Origin of the sequence: Synechococcus sp. R70.1, from assembly GCF_047461675.1 — a bacterium.
Taxonomy (GTDB): domain Bacteria; phylum Cyanobacteriota; class Cyanobacteriia; order Thermostichales; family Thermostichaceae; genus Thermostichus.
Map to the genome: position 1 here is coordinate 41240 of NZ_JANSHR010000090.1, position 15826 is coordinate 57065.

Genomic DNA, 15826 nt, shown 5'->3' on the forward strand with positions numbered 1-15826 from the left:
TGATTGGAGAGGGAAGTCCTATGAAACAACTGATGATCGAAGACCTGATGGAAGAAATCATCCGGAGGGGCGGTTCCGATATCCACATCTCAGCCGGCTTGCCTCCCTACTTCCGCATCAATGGCGAACTCCAGCCAACAGAGTATGATCCCCTCACGCCTGAGGAGGTGCAGCGGCTCATTTTCAGCATGTTGAACAACACCCAGCGAAAACAATTGGAGCAGAACTGGGAGCTGGACTGCTCTTACGGCGTGCGCGGGATCGGGCGCTTCCGGGTCAACGTCTATCGCGAACGCGGCGCCTATGCCTGCGCCATGCGAGCTCTGGCCTCGGAAATCCCCAGCATTGAAAAGCTGGGCCTGCCCGACATCTGCAAGGAAGTTGCGCGACTGCCGCGGGGCCTGGTGCTGGTAACGGGACCAACGGGATCCGGCAAATCCACCACTTTGGCCGCTATCATCGACTTCATCAACCGCGAGCGAGCTGAGCACATCCTCACCATTGAAGATCCCATTGAGTATATCTACACCCCCATCCGCAGCATCATCCACCAGCGGCAGTTGGGCGAAGACACCAAGAGCTTTGCCAATGCCCTGCGGGCAGCGATGCGGGAAGATCCGGATGTGATTTTGATTGGGGAGATGCGGGATCTGGAGACCATCCAGTTAGCCATCACCGCCGCCGAAACCGGCCACCTCTGCTTTGCCACGGTGCACACCAGCTCGGCTGCCCAGACGGTGGATCGCCTGGTGGACGTGTTCCCGCCGGAGCAACAGCAGCAGATTCGCGTGCAGCTTTCTAACTCTCTCAAGGCCGTCTTCTCGCAAACTTTGGCCCGCCGCCTCAACCCCAAGCCAGGGGAGCCAGGCCGGGTGCTGGTGCAGGAGATCATGGTGGTCACCCCAGCCATCGCCAACCTCATTCGGGAGGGCAAGACGGCCCAGATCTACTCGGCCATCCAGACGGGCGGCAAGCAGGGCATGAAAACCCTGGAGCAGGATCTGGCCAACCTCTACCTGCAGGGCAAGATTGACTTCGAGACGGCCATGTCCAAGACCTCTCGTCCTGAGGAGTTGCAGCGGCTTTTGGGCAACGTTGCCGGGCCTTCCCCAGCCGCGGCAGTTCAGCAGCAGCGGCCAGCAGCGGTTACTGTCCGTCGCTAGAGATCCCTGCCTGGAAGTTCCCCGCCAGCCTTTGGCCGCCGGTCTCATCTGTAGCTAAGCTCTAGCTGGGGGAGAGTGACGGTTTGGCTAAGGTTGCAAAACTAAGCCAAGGGATCCCACTCCGGAGTTTTAGCAAGCATCCAAGCAGGGGTAAGCCATGCCGCGCTACAAGGTTCGGGGGTTAAAGGCCGGTCAGCCGGTACGCCTGACGGTGGTGGCCAACAACTTGACCGAGGCTCGCGCACGGCTGCGCCGCGAGGGGATTTTCGCCAAACCGGAGGACATTCAGGAGGAGAAGCCCTTTTTCTCCCTGGATACGTCTTTCGATTTCTCGATGCTGCGGTCCATCGACATTCGCGACAAGGCAGTGTTCTCCCGGCAATTTGCTGCTCTCATCAACGCCGGCGTGTCGATGGTTCGCTCTCTCACCATCATGGAGGAGCAGACTGGCAACCCCAAGCTCAAAAAATACCTGAGGGCCATCCGTGCAGAGGTGGAGGCGGGGAAAAACCTCTCCGACTCCATCCGCCCCTATCCAGATGCTTTCGACAGCCTCTACTGCAGCATGGTGCAGGCAGGGGAAGTGGGCGGCGTGCTCGATGAGGTGCTCAACCGCCTGGCCAAGCTGCTGGAGGACATGGATCGCCTGCAGAAGCAGATCAAGTCGGCCATGACCTACCCAGTGGTGGTGACGATCTTGGCTGTCTTGATCTTCTTGGGCATGGTGCTCTTCATCTTGCCCACTTTTGAGAGCATCTACAACGACTTGGGGGGGGAGCTGCCTGGCTTTACTCAGTTTTTCATCAACGTCAGCAAGTTCCTACGCACACCCCAGTACAGCTTGGGTCTGGTGGGCTTTCTGGTAATGGTCTTTTTTGCCTTTCGCCGCTTCTACCGCACCCCGGCTGGCAAGGAGACCATCGACGCGCTGGCCCTCAAGCTCCCTCTCTTCGGGGATCTGATCCAGAAGTCGGCGGTGGCTCGCTTCTGCCGTACCTTTGGCGCTCTCACCCGCTCTGGCGTGCCGGTGCTGACTGCCTTGGAAATTGTGCGGGATACCTCGGGCAACCAGGTGGTGGCCAACGCCATCGACGCCGCCCGCCAATCCATCTCGGAGGGGGGGCAGATCGCCCCTGCCCTAGCTAAGGCCAAGGTGTTTCCCCTGATGGCCATTCAGATGATCAGCGTCGGCGAGGAGACGGGGGAGCTGGACGCGATGCTGATGAAGACAGCCGACTTCTACGAGCTGGAAGTGGAGGAGGCAGTGCGCGCCCTGACCAGCTTGCTTGAGCCTTTGATGATTGTGATCGTGGGTGGTATGGTGGGCTGCATCATTGTGGCCATGTACCTGCCCATGTTCAACGTCTTCGAGCTAGTGAAGTAGCAGGTTCAGGTACCGCTCTGGCCAAGTTCTGCCTCGAGGAACGGGATAGTTTCGCCAGCCTAGGGTATGAGCGTCCGCACGGTCACCACTGCCCCCTTCCCTGACCAAAGACCTGGCACTTCCGGCCTGCGCAAGCCGGTACAGGTGTTCCAGCAGCCCCACTACCTGGAGAACTTTGTCCAATCCATCTTTGACGTCCTCGAGGGATCTGCCGGCCAAACCTTGGTGGTGGGGGGAGATGGCCGCTACTACAACCGAGAGGCTATCCAGATCCTGCTCAAGATGGCGGCAGCCAACGGCATTGGGCGGGTGTTGGTAGGTCAAGGGGGGATCCTCTCCACGCCAGCGGTCTCCTGCCTCATCCGCAAATACGGAGCTTACGGCGGCATCATCCTCTCAGCCAGCCACAACCCCGGCGGTCCGCAAGGAGACTTTGGCATCAAGTACAACATCGGCAACGGCGGCCCCGCCCCGGAGAAGGTGACCGAGGCCATCTACGCCCGCACCCAGCGGATCCGCGAGTACCGCATCCTAGAGGCCCCGGACGTAGATCTGGATCGCCTAGGGGAGCAACGGCTGGGATCCCTGACGGTTTGCGTCATCGACCCTGTGGCCGACTACCTGGATCTAATGCAGCGCCTATTTGATTTTGACGCCATCCGCGACTACCTGGCCTCTGGGGTTCGCGTCGCCTTCGACGCCATGCACGCCGTCACTGGCCCCTATGCCCACGCCATCCTGGAGAAAGCTCTAGGAGCGCCCCAGGGCAGTGTCCTCAACGGCCAGCCGCTGCCGGATTTTGGCGGCCTCCACCCAGATCCCAACCTGGTGCATGCCCGCGCCCTGGTGGAGCTGCTGTTTCGGGAGGATGGGCCGGATTTCGGCGCTGCCTCCGACGGGGATGGGGATCGCAACATGATCCTGGGCCGCCAGTTCTACGTAACTCCTAGCGATAGCCTGGCAGTGTTGGCTGCCAACGCCCACTGGGTGCCCGGCTACCGGGAGGGGCTGGCCGGGATCGCCCGCTCCATGCCCACCAGCCAGGCGGCAGACCGAGTGGCGGCCAAGCTGGGGATCCCTTGCTACGAAACCCCTACGGGCTGGAAATTTTTCGGCAACCTCCTGGATGCCGGCAAAGTCACCCTCTGCGGCGAGGAGAGCTTCGGCACCGGCTCCAACCACATCCGCGAAAAAGATGGCCTCTGGGCTGTTCTCTTTTGGCTCAACATCCTCGCCGTGCGGCGGCAGTCGGTGCGGCAGATTGTGGAAGAGCACTGGCGCACCTACGGACGCAACTTCTACTCCCGCCACGACTACGAGGGGCTGCCGGTGGAGGTGGCCGAGGAGCTGATGGAGCACTTGCGGCGCTCTGTGTCCGGCTGGGTGGGACAGCGCTTTGGCGCGCAGACGGTGGCCTATGCCGATGACTTCAGCTACACCGATCCCGTAGACGGCAGCACCAGCCGCCACCAAGGGATCCGCATCGGCTTTGAGGATGGCTCGCGCATCGTCTATCGCCTCTCTGGCACTGGCACCCACGGCGCCACCCTGCGGGTGTACTTGGAGCGGTTTGAGCCAGATCCCAGGCGGCAGGGTTTGGATCCCCAGGCGGCCCTGGCCGAGCTGATCCAACTGGCGGATCACTTCGCCCAGATTCGCGCCCGCACCGGTCGCCAGCAGCCGGACGTCGTCACTTAGCTCTCCCCAAGGGCTGTGCTCCTTTTGCTCCCCAAGCCCTTCCTGCGACAGGGAGCACATTTGCCACACCTAGCCTTTCTTGGAGGTTTGGGTAGCTCTTTTGCCCAGGCCCAGCCACCTGCGCACCTTGTCCATCCAAAGCTGAAAGGGCGAAGGCTGGGGTCGGACTGCCACCTGAATAGGTTCGTCCTGAAACTCTTTGTCTTTGAGGCGAAAGCCAAATTCCAGCTCGTCTTTAACTTTGCCAAGACGGGGAAAGAGGCGGACGGCTGCTTTTTTAAGCTCTTCCTCGTTTTGGAAGATGGCCTGGTGGATGGCGCTGGAGCGACTGACCGCCAGGGATCCCACAGGCAGCCAAGGGTTGGGTTTGCCGGGCTCAGCCTGGCGGCGCCGGGCAAAAATGGCAAACTCCGGCATTCCTTTGGCTTTCAGCTCGTCGTAGCGTTTGGCTGCTTCCTTGCGCTTGGCGGCTTTGGTCTTTGCTGCCTGTTTTTCGGGCTGCGAGGGGCTAAAACCCTTGGGCTGAGGCATACCTCCGCCTACGGAAAGGTGGGCTCTTGCAGCTTAGCGCAGATTGGCTCGGCGAGGATCGTGCTTGGCTAGTCAGCGTGCTAGAATTGTTGCGCTGTAAGTTGGATCACGGGATGTAGCGCAGCTTGGTAGCGCACTTCGTTCGGGACGAAGGGGCCGCAGGTTCGAATCCTGTCATCCCGATGGGAGCTGGGCTAGCCCTCGGTAGCGGCCGGGGGCGGTAGCTGCTGTAGCCAGGCACTGACATTAATGCGAAGCTGTTGTCCCAGCTGAAGCAAGCGGCGTAGGGTTTCGGCGGGGATCCGGCCAGGGGCGCGCTCTAGGGCGCTGCGGAGCAGTCCTGATTGCTGGCGCTCTAACCCTAGTAGGTAAAGCTCTTGGAGGCGATCCAAGCGGATGGGCAGGCCCAGATCGGCAGCCAGTTGCAGCCACTCTTCCAAGTTGTGGAGCTGCTCGCTGAGGGTTTCCGAGTCGGCTGCCTGGGCCAGCTGCCACATCCCCCGCTGCAAGAGCCGATCCAAGACCCGGGCTGCCTCTTCCTGCCGCAACTGACACCCCAACTGCTCTGCCTCGCGGGCAATTGCTCGCAACTCCAGCAGGTGATCCCGCTTGCCCTCTTCTATTTCCATGGCCCGTAAGCTGCTCAATAGGCGCTGGTTGAGGGTAATCTGGGCGGCGGCCAACAGCTCTTCCGGGATCGGCAGGCCATCGGCCCGAAAAGCCATCAAAACCCCGTAATTCTCCAGGTAGGTTTGGCGATAGAGCTGGGCCAAGCGCTCCAACGTGTCCTGGGTAAGCCAGCGCAGCATCTGCTGCCGGTCTTCCTCCGTTAGGGCGTTGAGGTCGAAGGTTTCCGGTCCCAGCAGCTCTTGCAGGGTTAGGACGAGCTGGATGCGGCTGCGGGAGCTAGACAGCAAGCTGGCTTTCAACTGCTCGTAGCCGCGCTGCCCTGGAAACGGCTTGACGCCACATTGAAAGTCCCAGCCGCCCAGGTGGAGTAGAGCGTAGATGAGGTCGTGCTCTTCAGAGGTGGTGGGAAAAGAGAGCTTCACCCGCCCAACCAGCAGCGTGGATCCCCCTATAGCTAGGCGCTCCTGATCCACCGGCTCCAGCATATACCCAGAGGAGCAAGGTACGCCGTTGACCAGGGAAAGCATGGCGTGCTGGGCCACGAGCCGCTGCGGGCTAACCCGGCGGGGGCGCACCAAAGCTTGGTAAACTCCTCGGCCGTCTTTGTAGAGTTCGAGGTTGCTGGGGGCCTTGCTTAGGCGAAGCAGAAACTCCTCCTCCAGATCCACCTTGGTGGCAGCCGCTGCCAACTCAATGGCCCGCGCCGCATAGCGCAGGATTTGCACCCCCTCAGGGCGAGCGAGTTCTTCAAAGAACCAGCCGCAACTGGTGAACATCAGTTGGCTGTAGCGCTGCATCTCCAACAGGCGCAGCACCTGCACCCGGTCTTCGGCAGTGAGGCGGTGGCTTTGGTGCTCCTGCAAAAATGCCTCCCTGCGCTCCCGATCCAAGATCACCTCGATGTAGCGATCCCGAGCCAGCCAGGGATCCCGCAGGTAGGCCTTAGCCTCCGTCTCGTAGATCTCGGCCAACTGATCCCGCAGCCAGTTGAGGGCCTCCCGCAGCGGTTGCCGCCAGCGTTGGTGCCAGCCAGGCACTGCCCCACAGCCACAGTCCCGTGACCACCGCCCCACCCCATGGGCACAGCTCCAGGCAGTAACTGGCTTTAGTTGCACCTCCCAGGTGGGAGGGTGGTGGCTGAGGAAATGGGCGTAGTTGCCCACTTGCCAGCCTCGGCGGGGAAACTCCTCGCAGAAGGCATAGGCCAGGGTACGCTCGGTTCCGCGTTTGTGGTGGCCAAAGGTCTCGCCATCCGTGGCACAGTTGATGAGTTGGACTTCTCGGTCAGGGCGAATGGCCAACTGGAGCCGCTCCGCCAGCGCCTGGGTGCTGTAGGCAATATCGCCAAAGCCAAGGTCGCGGGAGATGGGGCCGTCAAAGAAAAAAACATCCAGGTAGCCGCCTCGGTCGGGGGTAAAGCAGCGATAGGGCCGGCTGGGATCGATCTGGCCCTGGCTGACATCGATCCATTCCGTTTGCCCCAAAGGGCGAATGCGCTGCGCCTGGCTGGGGGCTAGGATGACAAAGCGGATCCCGCAGTCGACCAAGGCCTTAACCGTTGCTGCATCGATAGCGGTTTCCGCCAGCCACATGCCTTCGGGGAAGCGGCCAAAGCGATGCTGGAAATCGGCGATTCCCCAGCGGATCTGCGTGTACTTGTCCCGCTCATTGGCTAGGGGCAGGATGACGTGGTTGTAGACCTGGGCAATGGCATTGCCCTTTCCCTCCAGCCGCTCGGCGCTGAGACGGTCGGCAGCCAGGATGCGCTGGTAGACCTCAACGTCGTGCTCCTCCAGCCAGGCAAGGAGGGTGGGGCCGAAGTTAAAACTCATGAACTCATAGTTATTGACAATGCGCACCACCTGCCCTTGCTCATCAAGGATGCGGGCAAAGGCGTTGGGCCGATAGCACTCCGCCAGAATGCGCTCGTTCCAGTCGTGGAAGGGGTGGGCGCTGGGCTGGCGCTCAATGCGGTTCAGCCAGGGATCCTCGCGCGGTGGCTGGTAGAAGTGGCCATGCAACACCACGTAGGGAGCTGTGGTCCGCGGGCCTGGAGACTCAACTCCTTGCCCAGACTGGGCCGCTGGCTGGGCGGGGTTTTCGGAGCCACTCGGCAGCATGAGACCGCACTCTTTGCTTGCCCTTGGAGCCTCTAGGCTCCTATCCCCACGTTACCGCGATCCCCAGCAGCGACTATGTATGATTTGGACAGAAACTCAGCGCCTAGGGGGTTAAGGGCGGTTTTGCCTTCCTGCCCTCCTCCCTCAAGGGGCTGCAAGTTTGGCTTGAGCTGTATGGTTGAACTCATCTTGCCCCGTCGTCGCTTGCTGGAGCAATTGCTAGCTCGCCTAGGGTTCAAAGATCCCACCTGGCTGGAGCAATTGCGCTGGGACTTACTGGATCAGGCTTTGATTCACCCTTCCCGGGATGGCCAGCGCAACAACGACCGGCTGGAGTTTCTGGGGGATTCCGTCCTACGGATTTTGGCCACTGAGTTCTTGTTCCAGTCCTATCCTCACCTGTCAGTAGGAGAACTAACAGCAATTCGCTCCGATCTCATCAGCGATGCTCACCTAGCGGAACTGGCGGATCTGCATGGCCTGGAGCGTTACCTCGAGCTGGGATCTAGCTGCCAAAACGACTTGGCGGGTCGGGCACGACGCTTGGCGGATGCTTTTGAGGCCCTGCTGGGATCCCTGTACCTAAGCTGGGGCATCCACACCCTGTCCCGGCTGCACCCCTGGCTGGATCCCTACTTTCGCCAACGGGTGGAGCAGTGGTTCCAGGATCCCACTCGTCGCAACCCCAAGGCTGCGCTGCAGGAGCTAACCCAACGCTGGTGGGGCATTTTGCCAGAGTACCGCCTCGTGGCTGCCCAGGAGCACCCGCCCCGTTTCACCATGGAAGTTTGGGGCCAAGGCCAATGCTGGGGCCGTGGCGAGGGGCGCTCTAAAAAGGCGGCGGAAATGGCCGCTGCCGCCCAAGCCTACCAATACCTGCAGGAGCAAAAATTGGCGGATACGCCTCCCCAAGGCTGCTAGAACAAGCGTAGTGCTCCCCTAGGGGCTGACGGTATGGATCCCAAACTGGAAGAACGCGCTCGTGAGCTGCGCGCCCTGCTGCAAAAAGCCAGCATCGCCTACTACGTCCACAATGCCCCCATCTTGGAAGACAGCGTTTACGACCGCCTCTACCGCGAGCTGCAGGAGCTAGAGCAGGCCCATCCCGAGCTGATTACCCCCGACAGCCCCACCCAGCGGGTAGGGGAAAAACCCGCTGAGCAGTTTCCTACGGTTTCCCACCGCGTTCCCCTCTACAGCTTGGAAAATGCCTTCAACCTGGAAGAGCTTAAAGGATGGCAGGAGCGCCTGCTGCGGCTGCTGGGGCGGACTCCTGAAGAAGGGGAGCTGGAGTACGTGTGCGAGCTGAAGATCGATGGCGCGGCCCTGGCGCTGACCTACGTGGATGGGCTGCTCCAGCGGGGGGCCACCCGCGGCGATGGCCAAGTGGGCGAAGACATCACCCCCAATGTCCGTGCCATCCCTTCTATTCCCCTGCGCTTGGCAACCGCCAATCCCCCGCCAGTCCTGGAGGTGCGAGGAGAGGCCTATCTTCCCATTGCCGAGTTCGAGCGCATCAACCGCGAGCGCTGCTCCGCTGGGGATCCCCCCTTTGCCAACCCGCGCAACTGCGCCGCCGGCACCTTGCGCCAGTTGGATAGCCGCGTGGTTGCCGCCCGCAAGCTTAGCTTCTTTGCCTACGCTCTCCACTGGCCGGAGGGGTGGCCTGCCGGGGATCCTCCCCAAACCCAGTGGGAGTGTCTGCAGCGGCTGAAAGAACTGGGATTGCCTGTCAATCCTCTTTCCCAGGTCTGTCGGAACCTCCAAGAGGTGGCCCAGTTCTACGAGCGGTGGCGGCAGGCCCAGCTTCCCTATGCCTGCGATGGGGTGGTGGTTAAACTCAACTCCCTGCGGCTGCAAGAGGAGGCCGGCTTTACGCAAAAATTCCCCCGCTGGGCCATTGCCCTCAAATACCCTGCCCAGGAAGTCCCCACCCGCATCCGCGCCATCGTGGCCAGCGTGGGCCGCACCGGAGCCGTCACGCCGGTGGCGGAGCTGGAGCCGGTGCTGCTAGCCGGCACCACCGTCAGCCGCGCCAGCCTGCACAACGCCGATCGCCTGGAGGAGCTGGATGTCCACATCGGCGACACCGCCATCGTGCGCAAGGCAGGCGAGATCATCCCTGAGGTGGTGGGGATCCTCAAGGAGCTGCGCCCCCCCGATGCCGTTCGCTATCGCCTGCCCAGCCACTGTCCCGAGTGCGGCACCCCTTTGGTTCGCCCTGCTGGCGAGGCGATAACCCGCTGCCCTAATCCCGACTGTCCCGCCCAGATCAGGGGTCAACTGCAGCACTGGGCTAGCCGCGACGCTCTGGATATCGAAGGCTTAGGGGAAAAGCGAGTAGCCCAGTTGGTGGAAAAGCTAGGAGTGCGCACCGTAAGCGATCTCTACCGCCTCACCCCGGAACAGTTGGAAAGCTTGGAGGGGATGGGATCCCGCTCCAGCCAGAAGCTGGTACAAGCCATCCAGCGCTCCCGCCAACAGCCCTGGGAGCGTGTGCTCTACGGCTTGGGGATCCCCCATGTGGGAGTGGTAACTGCCCAAACTTTAGCCCAGCATTTCCCCGCCCCTGAACTCTTGGCCCAGGCCAGCATCGAGGACATCGCCCAAATCTACGGGATAGGAAGAGAAATTGCCGAGGCAGTGGTGTCCTGGTTTGCCGATCCAGCCCACCAGCAGCTCCTGCAGGAGCTGCGCGAGTTAGGGATCCCTGCCCTGCCTCAGCAAAAGGCCCCTGCGGCTGCTCAGGTGCTGGCTGGGAAGAAGTTTGTGATTACCGGCACCCTGCCTACCCTGTCTCGCCAGGAGGCCAAGGCTTGGATTGAAAGCCGCGGCGGCAAGGTAACCGCCAGTGTTAGCCGCCAAACAGACTACGTGGTGGTGGGTTCAGACCCTGGCTCCAAGCTCAAAAAGGCTCAAGAATTGGGGATCCCCCTGCTGAGCGAAGCGGAGCTGTTGGCTTTGGATCCTGGCAATCCCCATTCTTAAGTGGAGCCTCAGGGAAAAATTTAGGCGGCCCAGCTTGTCCTGGCCTTGGAGATGGTTTATATTCAACTCTGTGAGGAGTGAACGCCGGAAGGGGAAGCGGACGAAACAAGGAAAGTCCCTTCCCCTTTTGGATGCAATAGACACGTGTCAAGACCTGCCTTGGCCTTGCTCAGGAACAGTGCAGAGCCCTCTTCTTCCCCGCCAGTCCCCTTGGCAGCAGCCGGTGGTGTTCTCCTATCATAGAAGTAGCGGAGACGCATGTTTCCGTTCACTCCTCACACCATCCGCCGCTCGGCGTTAAGTCGAGCGGTTTTCCTATGGGCTTTTCCCCCTCTAAGGTAAGCTCAAGCCAGGCAGCGCTAGAAGGGATCCCTGGCAATGGAAGTGTTAGACTAGGAATACTTGGCTCACCAGGTTATTTGCCTTTCTAGCCAATTCATCTCACCCTGCGGCGAGGGAAGGCAAGCCACTTTTTCGGGTACCTACTTCAACAGCCAACAGCGACGAGGATCCCATGGCCAAGCATGACTCCCAATTGCGGTGTTCCTTCTGCAACAAGTCTCAGGATCAGGTACGCAAGCTGATTGCAGGGCCAGGGGTCTACATCTGCGATGAATGTGTGGAGCTGTGCAACGAAATTCTGGAGGAGGAGCTCTACAACGGCAACAGCTCGCCAGCCTCAGCTCCTGCTGCCAGACGGCGGGAAGCTCCTAAAAAGCCCCCGCGCGGCTTGCCTTCTTTGGCTCAGTTGCCTAAGCCGCGGGAGATTGTGCGCTATCTCGACCAGTACGTGATTGGCCAAGAAAAGGCCAAGAAGATCTTATCGGTAGCAGTCTACAACCACTACAAGCGGCTAGCTGCCAAAGCCAATCCTGGCAGCGCTGGGTTGGCAGAGCTGGAGGAGGTGGAGCTGCAAAAGTCCAATATCCTTCTCATTGGTCCTACTGGATCTGGCAAGACCCTCCTGGCTGAGACCCTGGCCCGCCTGCTGGATGTGCCTTTTGCCGTTGCCGATGCCACAACCCTCACAGAAGCTGGCTATGTGGGGGAGGATGTGGAAAACATCCTACTGCGCCTGCTGCAGGTGGCCGACATGGATGTGGAGCAAGCCCAGCGCGGCATTGTCTACATCGATGAAATCGACAAGATTGCCCGCAAGAGCGAAAACCCCTCCATTACTCGCGACGTTTCCGGGGAAGGCGTCCAGCAGGCCTTGCTGAAGATGCTTGAGGGGACTATTGCCAACGTGCCTCCGCAGGGAGGTCGCAAGCACCCCTACCAAGATTGCATTCAAGTGGATACCTCTAACATTCTCTTCATCTGTGGAGGGGCCTTTGTCGGCCTGGAGAAGATCATCGAGCAGCGCATTGGCAAAAGATCGGTGGGGTTCATCAAGCCAGGGGATCAACCAGCGGTTACTCGCGAGCAACGCCTAGCCGATGCTCTCAAGGCGCTGGAGCCGGAGGATTTGATCAAGTACGGCATGATCCCAGAGTTCATCGGGCGGCTGCCAGTGGTGGCTACGCTGGATCCCCTGGACGAGAAGGCCCTCGAGGCCATCTTGACGCAGCCTAAAAATGCCATCCTCAAGCAGGCCCAGAAGCTGTTGCGCATGGACGGAGTGGAGCTGGAGTTTGAGCCAGCTGCCATTTCTGCCATTGCCAAGGAGGCCTACCGCCGCAAAACCGGGGCACGGGCGCTGCGGGCGATTGTGGAAGAGCTGATGCTGGATGTGATGTACGAGGCTCCCTCGCGGCGCGACATCAAGCACGTGCGTATTACCGCCGAGATGGTGGAGCGTCGCTCTACGGGCGAGTTGATCCCTCACCCCTCCACCTTGCCCAAGCCGGAGTCTGCCTAAGATGACAGCTCTGCCGAGCCCGGCTGCATGGCTTATGATCGATGGCTGGTTTTGGCAGAAAGGGTCAGGGGGTGGATGGGGCGGGCAGAGCGAGAGTATGCGGTAATTGGGCTGGGGCGCTTTGGCACAAGTTTGGCCCTCACGCTGATGGAGCGAGGGCATAACGTTTTGGGGATTGACCGCAGCCGCGAGATCGTGCAGCGCCTGGCGGACCAGCTGACGCAGGTGGTGGCGCTGGATTCCACCGATGAAGACGCCCTGCGGGCGGTGGATATTCCCTCCTTTGACACGGTGGTGGTGGCCATTGGCAGCGATTTCGAGAGCAATTTGCTGACGACGGTAGCCCTCAAGAGTCTGGGGGTACGTAATGTTATCTGCAAGGCTTCCACGGAGCGGCAGCGCTCGATTCTCCTGCGAGTAGGGGCAGATCGGGTGGTGCTGCCGGAGCAGGAGGCAGGGCGGCGCTTGGCGCAGGTGCTAACAGCACCAGGGATCCTGGATCAACTGGAGCTGGAGCCCGGCTACAGCATTACTGAGCTGGAGGTGCCGGAGGCCCTGGTGGGTCATACGCTGGCGGAGTCGGACTTGCGCCGCCGCTTTGGCATCACGGTTCTAGTCGTGAAGCGAAAACAGTCGCTGGTGGTCTCGCCGCCAGCAGACTATGTTCTGGAGAAGGGAGATCTGCTGGTGGTGCTGGGGGCCAACACCAACATCTCGCGGCTGAATGAGATGTAGGGGTAAAGGTTCGATGAGAGAGGGCCGCGTCCCGCCGTTGCAACCGGAGGGGGCTGAGCGCTGGAGTTCCCCCCGCTTTTCTCCTCAGTCTCGGCTACTGGCCAACCCCTTACAGCGGCTCTTTTTTGGAGACAGGCGTCGCCCGCTGCCACCGCCATCACGGTTGGTGGCCGGACTGGGCCTGTTGGTAGTGGTGGGGACTTTGCTGCTTAAGCTGCCGGGGGTCGGCCGGGGGGATCCCTTGAGCTGGAATGAGGCCCTGTTTACGGCCACATCGGCCCTGAGCGTGACGGGGCTCTCGACGATTGTGGCGGCAGAGGATCTCACTTTCCTAGGCCAGATCCTGCTGCTGCTCCTCATCCAAATTGGCGGGGTAGGCTTCATGGTGGTGGCGGTGGTGGTGTTTCAACTGCTTGGGCGGCGCATTTCCCTGCTCAATCGCCTGGCCCTCTGCAACTCCCTGGGCCTGATCGATCCGGGGGCAATCCTGGAATTGACGCGGCGGGTGCTGATCGGGGTTACCCTCATTGAGCTGGGGGGGGCCTTGCTGCTCTGGGTGCACTGGCGGGATCTCTATGGCCCGGGTCGGGCGGTTTTTCTGGCAATTTTTCACGCCGTCTCTGCTTTTTGCAATGCTGGGTTTGATCTATTTGGGCAAGAGGGGATCCCCACCGATGGACTGTCGCTGGCGATCTTGGGCTCTCTCATTTTTATCGGCGGCCTGGGCATCCCGGTTTTGTCGGATTTGTTGACCTGGCCGCGGGGCCACCGCCCCTCTTTGCACACCCGCATCACTCTGGTTGTGGTGGTGGTTCTGCTCTGCACAGGCGGCTTGGGGATGTTTTTGGCCGAGAGTTTGCCTGGCGGCTCCCTGCGCGAGCTAAGCTGGCCTCGCCGCCTGGGCCTGGCGTTTTTTCAGTCGGTTTCGGCCCGCACTGCTGGGTTTGCCGGGATCCCGATTGAGGACTTGACGCCAGCAAGCCAGTTGCTGCTGATGACGCTGATGTTTATCGGCGCGGCACCGGCCTCGATGGGAGGCGGCACCACTACTGGCACCCTAGCGGTGTTGGTGCTGGCCTTGTGGGGCTACGCCCGCGGCTTGCCCAGCGCTCAGATTGCCGGGCGCAGTTTGGATCCCTCGATGGTGCGCAAGGCAGCAGCGGTGTTGACGGTCTCCCTGTTCGTGGTGCTATTGGCAACTTGGCTGATCTTAATTACCCACCACAACAGCAGGCTGGAGCCGGTGCTCTTCGAGGTCATTTCTGCTTTTGCTACCTGTGGCCTCTCGACGGGGTTCACGGGGGAGCTCAACCTCTTCGGCCAACTGCTCATCGTCTTGGTGATGTTCTGGGGCCGGCTGGGGGCGCTGACCATTGTCTTGGCTCTGGCCCAACAGCAGCCCCGTCCGCTGGTGACCTACCCCGAAGAGGCGATCTTAATTGGCTGATCTCTTGCTCTCGGCCCTGGGGAACTTGAAGGAAGAGGAGGCGTCTTAGCTTGTAGTCGGGATGGGAAGCAGCCCTGAGCAGGCTTTTCCCCAAGCCGTTTCCGTTAGACTGAGTAACAAAACAAGTGGCTTCAGCCACACCCTTGGTGTCCCTGACCTCTCAGGAGCTCTGCGTGTCTAAGTTCCTCCTTATCGGCTCGACGGAGCCTTGCAGCGGCAAGTCATCAGCCATCTTGGGTTTGGCTAAGCATCTGCAGCAGCAGGGGGCGAAAGTTGCCTATGGGAAGCCGCTCGGAACAGGCGACAGAGAAATGGATCCGGATGTGCGCTTTATAGCGGAAACCCTGCGGCTGAGCCAGATGCCTCCCATGCTCCTTCAGCTTGACGAAGCAGCTTTGCTGGCTCACCTGCGGCAGTCTCCTACGGATCCAGCTCGCTCGGTTGCCTCTCTGCTGGAGTTTGTCAAGGCATCCCCTGCGGATTTGGTTCTGCTAGAGGGCCCAGCCGGTCTCTACGAGGGAGAGGTGTTCGGCCTCTCCTTGGCCAAAATGGCCCAAGCTCTGAATGCTCCAGTGCTGCTGGTCAGCCGCTACCGTTCCCCTTCGGCGGTCGATGCTCTTCTCTTTGCCCACCGCCAACTGGGATCCCACCTGTGCGGCGTGTTGCTCAACGATGTGCCGCCCGACCAAATGGGGCCAGCCCAGGTCGTCGTCCGACCTTTTCTGGAAGCGCGAGGGATCCCGGTTCTGGGCATTTTGCCCTCCCATCGCATTTTGCGCAGCGTCAGCGTCGGCAAGCTGGCGTGGCAACTGGAAGCGGAGGTGCTCTGCTGTCCGGATCGGATGGATTTGATGGTGGAAAACATCGCCGTGGGAGCGATGAACGTCAACGCTGCCCTAAAATATTTCCGCAATCTAGAACACAAGGCAGTCATCACCGGCGGCGATCGCACCGACATTCAACTGGCTGCCCTGGAGACTTCCACCCTCTGCCTGATCTTGACCGGCAAGCTACCTCTTGATCCCCGCGTTCGCTCGCGGGCAGAGGAGTTGGAAGTGCCGATCCTCTCGGTAGATCTGGATACCTTCACTACCATTAACCGCATCGAACGGCTTTTCGGCCAAATCCCCCTGCACGAGGAGGTGAAAGTCCGCTGTATCCAGGAACTCATGTCAGCAAACTTTGACTTTTCTCGCCTTTACGCTCGTTTGGGCTTGACACAACCCTTAGCGTCGGTGTCGGGCGCCTAGAAAAGCTGTCCTGCGCTTT

Annotated in this window: 11 protein-coding genes and 1 tRNA gene; 10 read left to right on the top strand and 2 right to left on the bottom strand. The window is 60.8% G+C overall.

The window, feature by feature from the left end:
• Positions 1-20: 20 nt before the first annotated feature.
• From NW807_RS09695 to NW807_RS09705, 3 genes are all read left to right on the top strand, one after another.
• Positions 21-1163: a type IV pilus twitching motility protein PilT gene (locus NW807_RS09695; protein ID WP_414425975.1), complete on the top strand. Its 1143-nt coding sequence runs from the start codon at positions 21-23 to the stop codon at positions 1161-1163.
• A gap of 157 nt (positions 1164-1320) precedes the next feature.
• Positions 1321-2547: a type II secretion system F family protein gene (locus NW807_RS09700; RefSeq protein ID WP_414425976.1), complete on the top strand. Its 1227-nt coding sequence runs from the start codon at positions 1321-1323 to the stop codon at positions 2545-2547.
• A 66-nt stretch (positions 2548-2613) separates the two neighbouring features.
• Positions 2614-4245, top strand: a complete 1632-nt coding sequence (locus NW807_RS09705) for an alpha-D-glucose phosphate-specific phosphoglucomutase (protein WP_414425977.1) — start codon at positions 2614-2616, stop codon at positions 4243-4245.
• A 69-nt stretch (positions 4246-4314) separates the two neighbouring features.
• Here NW807_RS09705 and NW807_RS09710 read toward each other — a convergent pair whose 3' ends face one another.
• Positions 4315-4776 (bottom strand): HHL1-like protein, encoded by a 462-nt coding sequence (locus NW807_RS09710; RefSeq protein ID WP_414411875.1) that lies wholly within the window; start codon positions 4774-4776, stop codon positions 4315-4317.
• Between the two features lie 109 nt (positions 4777-4885).
• Between NW807_RS09710 and NW807_RS09715 the strand changes: the two genes are divergently transcribed.
• Positions 4886-4959: transfer RNA gene (locus tag NW807_RS09715), tRNA-Pro, on the top strand.
• An 11-nt stretch (positions 4960-4970) separates the two neighbouring features.
• Here NW807_RS09715 and NW807_RS09720 read toward each other — a convergent pair.
• Positions 4971-7526, bottom strand: coding sequence for a DUF3536 domain-containing protein (locus tag NW807_RS09720; protein ID WP_414425978.1), 2556 nt, complete (start codon positions 7524-7526; stop codon positions 4971-4973).
• A 174-nt stretch (positions 7527-7700) separates the two neighbouring features.
• Between NW807_RS09720 and rnc the strand changes: the two genes are divergently transcribed.
• From rnc to NW807_RS09750, 6 genes are all read left to right on the top strand, one after another.
• Entirely contained in the window at positions 7701-8447 is a 747-nt protein-coding gene (gene rnc, locus NW807_RS09725) for a ribonuclease III (protein WP_414392967.1), read from the top strand.
• A gap of 33 nt (positions 8448-8480) precedes the next feature.
• The gene (gene ligA / locus NW807_RS09730; protein WP_414425979.1) at positions 8481-10514 is read left to right on the top strand and encodes an NAD-dependent DNA ligase LigA; all 2034 of its coding nucleotides are present in this window, start codon (positions 8481-8483) and stop codon (positions 10512-10514) included.
• A 514-nt stretch (positions 10515-11028) separates the two neighbouring features.
• Positions 11029-12375 carry an ATP-dependent protease ATP-binding subunit ClpX gene (gene clpX / locus NW807_RS09735; RefSeq protein ID WP_414425980.1) on the top strand — a complete coding sequence of 449 codons (1347 nt, stop codon included), beginning with the start codon at positions 11029-11031 and terminating at the stop codon, positions 12373-12375.
• A gap of 27 nt (positions 12376-12402) precedes the next feature.
• Positions 12403-13110 (top strand): potassium channel family protein, encoded by a 708-nt coding sequence (locus NW807_RS09740; protein WP_414425981.1) that lies wholly within the window; start codon positions 12403-12405, stop codon positions 13108-13110.
• 13 nt (positions 13111-13123) lie between these two features.
• Complete coding sequence (locus NW807_RS09745; RefSeq protein WP_414425982.1) at positions 13124-14557, top strand: TrkH family potassium uptake protein; 1434 nt, start codon at positions 13124-13126, stop codon at positions 14555-14557.
• Between the two features lie 173 nt (positions 14558-14730).
• On the top strand, positions 14731-15807 hold the full coding sequence (locus tag NW807_RS09750; protein ID WP_414425983.1) for a phosphotransacetylase family protein: 1077 nt from the start codon (positions 14731-14733) through the stop codon (positions 15805-15807).
• Positions 15808-15826: the final 19 nt, after the last annotated feature.